Source organism: Aquabacterium sp., from assembly GCF_004297345.1.
Taxonomy (GTDB): domain Bacteria; phylum Pseudomonadota; class Gammaproteobacteria; order Burkholderiales; family Burkholderiaceae_C; genus Aquabacterium.
Genome location: NZ_SCTN01000031.1, coordinates 1 through 4,727, shown reverse-complemented (window position 1 = coordinate 4,727; position 4,727 = coordinate 1). Strand labels below are relative to the sequence as shown.

The 4,727-nt window shown below is 62.1% G+C and carries 7 protein-coding genes and 1 pseudogene; 5 read left to right on the top strand and 3 right to left on the bottom strand.

Translation table 11 applies throughout. The annotated features are described in order from the left end of the window. Positions 1–156 precede the first annotated feature (156 nt). The 4 genes from EPO09_RS00905 to EPO09_RS00890 are packed head-to-tail and all read left to right on the top strand — an operon-like array spanning position 157 to position 2,456. Positions 157–690, top strand: a complete 534-nt coding sequence (locus tag EPO09_RS00905; RefSeq protein ID WP_290639262.1) for a carboxymuconolactone decarboxylase family protein — start codon at positions 157–159, stop codon at positions 688–690. 43 nt (positions 691–733) lie between these two features. Continuing rightward, a complete protein-coding gene (locus EPO09_RS00900; RefSeq protein ID WP_290639260.1) occupies positions 734–1,348 on the top strand; it encodes a pyridoxamine 5'-phosphate oxidase family protein in 615 nt (204 codons plus the stop codon). Positions 1,349–1,356: 8 nt separating this feature from the next. Beyond that, entirely contained in the window at positions 1,357–1,962 is a 606-nt protein-coding gene (locus EPO09_RS00895; RefSeq protein WP_290639258.1) for a glutathione S-transferase family protein, read from the top strand. Between the two features lie 11 nt (positions 1,963–1,973). After that, positions 1,974–2,456, top strand: a complete 483-nt coding sequence (locus EPO09_RS00890) for a nuclear transport factor 2 family protein (RefSeq protein WP_290639256.1) — start codon at positions 1,974–1,976, stop codon at positions 2,454–2,456. A 25-nt stretch (positions 2,457–2,481) separates the two neighbouring features. Here EPO09_RS00890 and EPO09_RS00885 read toward each other — a convergent pair whose 3' ends face one another. From EPO09_RS00885 to EPO09_RS00875, 3 genes are all read right to left on the bottom strand, one after another. After that, on the bottom strand, positions 2,482–3,249 hold the full coding sequence (locus tag EPO09_RS00885) for an anti-sigma factor (protein ID WP_290639254.1): 768 nt from the start codon (positions 3,247–3,249) through the stop codon (positions 2,482–2,484). Next, positions 3,246–3,818 (bottom strand): sigma-70 family RNA polymerase sigma factor, encoded by a 573-nt coding sequence (locus EPO09_RS00880; RefSeq protein WP_290639252.1) that lies wholly within the window; start codon positions 3,816–3,818, stop codon positions 3,246–3,248. The genes EPO09_RS00885 and EPO09_RS00880 overlap by 4 nt, the downstream gene beginning before the upstream one ends. Positions 3,819–3,917: 99 nt before the next feature. Continuing rightward, positions 3,918–4,334 (bottom strand): hypothetical protein, encoded by a 417-nt coding sequence (locus tag EPO09_RS00875; RefSeq protein WP_290639250.1) that lies wholly within the window; start codon positions 4,332–4,334, stop codon positions 3,918–3,920. A gap of 160 nt (positions 4,335–4,494) precedes the next feature. Here EPO09_RS00875 and EPO09_RS00870 point away from each other — a divergent pair. Next, positions 4,495–4,727 (top strand): annotated as a pseudogene (locus EPO09_RS00870) (NAD-dependent deacetylase); the annotation flags it as partial.

Here is a 4,727-nt window from a genome sequence, read left to right as displayed (position 1 = left end):
CCACGTAAACGGTCATCAGGTAGAGCCTGTCCATCACTATTCCATTTTTCGAAACAGTTTATTCAATTCACAGCATATTCTCTTACATAACAACATCAATCACAGTTCAGTCACTGGCTGCGAAGTGCAGCGAGATCCACCAAACAGGACTGAACCATGAGCCGCATCAACGTCATCGAACAACACAACGCCAACGCCGAACAGAAGGCCCTGCTGGATGCCATCCAGGGGCAACTGGGCATGGTGCCCAACTTCCTCAAGGTCTTCGCCAACTCGCCTGTGGCGCTGCAAGCCTTCCTGGGTCTGCATGGTGTGGCCAACGCCGGCAACCTCACACCTCAAACCCGTGAGCGCATCGCGCTGGCCCTCGCGCAGCAGAACACCTGCGAGTACTGCCTGTCTGCGCACACAGCCATCGGTCGCAAGGCCGGCCTGACCGGTGACGAGATCGCTGCAGCCCGCGCCGGATCCAGCGAAGACGCCAAGGCCGCCGTGGCCGTGAAGCTGGCGCGCAGCCTGGTTGAACACAAGGGCGACATCACCACGGCAGAGCTGATCGAAGCACGCGAAGCTGGCTACTCGGATGCCGACATCGTTGAAATCATCACCCACGTGGGCATGAACCTGCTGACCAACATCCTGGGCAAGGCCAGCCGCGTGGACATCGACTTCCCCAAGGTCGCGCTATAAGCACGCTGCCAGCGCCCAAACCACCTTCACAGGAGGCCCGCCCATGAGCCGCGCCTACACCGACATCGCCTTCACCCCTGGCGTGCGCGCCATGCAGACCAGCATGGGCAGCCGCGCCAACTACGCCTCGCTGGATGTCACCGATGACCGGCGAGACAGCTTGACCGAACGTGAGGCCGAGTTCATCGAAGCCCGTGACAGCTTCTACCAGGCGACCGTGAGTGAAACCGGCTGGCCCTATGTGCAACACCGCGGCGGGCCGACGGGCTTCTTGAAGGTGCTGGATGCCCGCACCATTGGCTTTGCCGACTTCAGAGGCAATGTGCAGTACATCAGCGTGGGTAATCTGCAAGGCAATGACCGCATCTCGCTCTTCCTGATGGACTACGCCAACCGCCGCAGGCTCAAACTGCTGGGGCGCGTGCGCCTGGTCAGCGAATCGGAAGATCCAGCCCTGGTCGCCAGGCTGGAGATGCCTTCCTACCGCGCCCGGGTGGAACGCGCCTTCATCATCAGCATCGAAGCCTATGACTGGAACTGCCCGCAGCACATCACGCCGCGCTTTACTGAAGCCCAGGTGCAAGAGGCCGTTGCACCGCTGCATGCAGAGATTGCCGCATTGAAAGCGGCGCTGGCCAACACCCACATCAAACCATGAGGACCACCATGATCAAGCTCTACCAATTCCCCATCTCCGGCAACAGCCACAAAGTGCGCTTGTTGCTGAACCTGTTGAAGCTGCCCCATGAAGTCATCAATGTGGCCGGCGCACAGGGCGAACACAAGTCCCCCGCCTTCCTGGCCATGAACCCTTTCGGGCAGGTGCCAGTGCTGGTAGATGGCGATGTGGTGCTGCGAGACAGCCAGGCCATCCTGTTCTACCTGGCGCAGCGTTATGGGCAAGGTCAGTGGTTCCCCGCCGATGCTGTTCTGGGTGCCCAGGTGATGGGGTGGCTCTCCGTGGCTGCCAGCGAAGTGAGCCGTGGCCCGGGTGCCTTGCGCTTGCACTACCTGTTTGGCCGCCCGCTGGATGTGCCCGCTGCCGAGAAGCTGAGCGCCGACTTGTTGACCGTGTTGAACCAGCAACTGGCGCAAGCCGACTGGCTGGTGGGCACACAGACCTCGATTGCCGATCTGGCCGTGTACAGCTACATCGCCCTGGCACCTCAAGCCAGGTTGGATCTGGCGCCTTACACCCATGTTGTGCAATGGCTGCATCGCATCCAGGCCTTGCCAGGTTATGTGGGTATGGATGGCATGTTTCCAGCTTGAGCCGCATCATCATGAACACACCCACCGAAGCCCCCCGCCTGCCCTTGCCACCGTTCAGCCGCGAAGACGCGATCAAGAAGGTGCGCCTGGCCGAAGACGCCTGGAACACGCGTGACCCGCAACGCGTGGCCATGGCCTACACGCCTGACAGCCGCTGGCGCAACCGCGCCGAGTTCCCGCAAGGCCGCAAACAGATCGAAGCCTTCCTGACCCGCAAATGGCAAAGGGAGCTGGACTACCGCCTGATCAAGGAAATCTGGGCCTTTGACACCCACCGCATCGCCGTGCGCTTTGCCTATGAGTGGCGAAACGAAGCAGGGCAGTGGTTTCGCTCCTACGGCAACGAGAACTGGGAGTTTGATGACAAGGGCTATATGGCCGTGCGCCACGCCAGCATCAACGACCTGCCCATTGCCGAGGGCGAACGCCTGTTCCACTGGCCACAAGGGCGACGGCCTGATGACCATCCCGGCTTGAGCGAACTGGGCTTGTGAACCACACAGGATCGATGATCAACGCTCAGCGCGCAGGCGGCTGCCAGACCTTGCCACACAGGCCACGGTACACATAGGCACCGCCTGGGCGCGTCGGTTGGCTGCCTTGCGGCTCCATCGACACGGCCAGCTCGACGGCATCACGGAACACCACCTCTGCCGGCTGAGCCAGGCGCACGCTCACAAAGTGGCCTTGCCCCAGCTCCGGCACGGCGGCCACGGGGTGGGCTTGCCCGGCCTTGTCAATCAACCAGAGGTAGAACACCTGCCCGGGCGGCAAAGGCACCGCCTGTTGCTGCTTGATGTCCATCCACATGCCTTTGCGCAAGCTGGAGACCACCAGGCCCGCTTGCCCCTGGGCCGTGGCCAGCACGCCCACATAGCTTTCAGGCAACTGCGACGTGATGTCCTGCGCGGCCTGCTGCTCATGCCAGGTTTGCAGCAATGGAGGCAGGGCCAGGCCCATCAACAAACCAAAGGCCAGCATGCCCGATGGCACGGGGCCGAACAAGCGTGACCACCAGGACGCCTTGGCCGGCGCAGCACCAAACACGCGCGCCTGCAGCCGAGGCCACTGGGCCGCATCCACGGCCAGGGGCTTCTGGGCCACCAGGGCACCTGCCATCGTGTCGTGCCAGACCCAGACGGCCTGCTGGATATCCGGGCGCCGCTGCATCAAGGCTTCAAAGCGACGGCGCGATCGTGGGGGCATGGTGCCCAAGGCGTATTCAGAGGCCAGCCGGTCGATGGTGTCCGGGTGCTGATGCCAGTAGGTCTTCGTGCTCGCCGTCATGCTGCACCACCCGCCATGCACTGGCGCAGGGCCAACAAGCTGCGCCGCGTCCAGGCCTTGACCGTGCCCAAGGGGCGTTGCATGCGCTCAGCCAGCTCCATGTGAGTCAAGCCTTCCAGGTATGACAAGAGCACCGCCTGCCGGGGCTCGGGCGCCAGTTGCTTCAAACACGCTTGCAGGCATTGATCGTCTTGCGCCATGGCCAGTTGCTCGAATACATCCGGGCTGTCACTGGGTGCATCGTGGGTGTAGTCATCGCCATCGCTGGTCACGCCATGCATGGAGACATCCGCAGGGCGCTTGCGTGCATGGTCGATGGCGCGGTTGCGCGTGATCACACACAGCCAACCCAGGCTGCGGGCAACGGGCGCGTTCATGTCTGCCGCCTTGTGCCACAGGCCGGCAAACACATCCTGCACCACGTCTTCCGCCAGGCTGCGGTCTTGCAGCACCCGGTTGGCCGTGGCCAGCAGGAGGCCGGCCGTCAAGTCATACAGCGATTTGAAGGCGACCCTGTCCCCCATGGCGACACGCGCCAACAAGGCTTCCACTTCCTGTGCCTGGATCATGGGTAGGCCACCTCATCGCTGATGACGAAACAAGCCGGAAATATAACGGCACAGACATGGCGCCATCAGGTGCACTTGACCAAAGTCAGGCGCATTGCATCAGTAGCTGGAACCTGTCGATACCGGTGCAGTGCTGGCACCTGGCTTGACCACATGCCACACGCCGCCCTTGCCATCGCCATTGCGGTCACCCGGCTTGGCATCGCCAATGAAGTAGTACAGCGGGCTGCCGTTCCAGGTCCAGTGCTGCATGTCGTCGTGCTCGAAACGGGCCACGCCGTTGATGGGCTTGGCGCCGGCAGTGGGTGCCGCCACATAGGGAGGCCAGTTCTGCAGACAGCCGCCTTGGCAGTTGCTCTTGTTGGCCTGGTCCTTGTCAAAGGTATAGAGGGTGCGGCCGGCAGCATCCGTCAACACGCCGCCTTGCACAACAGGTTGCGCCTTGACCGTGAAAGCGATCAGGCTGAAAAAAGCCAGGCGGATGGCAGAAAAGCAGAAGGTTTGAACAGAAGTCATGAACGTTCTCCAGAATGGTCAGTTGGTTAAAGAAAGAAGGGGGCGATCACGCCCTGCCTGACTGAAGAACGGCAGAGATGCCGATTTGGATGCAGAGATGCGAAAATTTTTTCTGGCCGCTTACCCGCAGCAATCAAAACCCATGACCCAGCAGCCCACCATGCCCACTGCCACTCCTGATGAAGCCTTGCGCGCCCAGATCCGCCACGCCGCCGAGATCATCGATCAGGCAGATGGCTTGATCATCGCGGCCGGTGCCGGCATGGGTGTGGACTCCGGCCTGCCAGACTTCCGCGGCCCTGAAGGCTTCTGGAACGCCTACCCCGCACTGGGCCGTGCCGGTTTGGGTTTCATGGACGTGGCCAACCCACGCGCCTTTGGCCGCACGCCAGA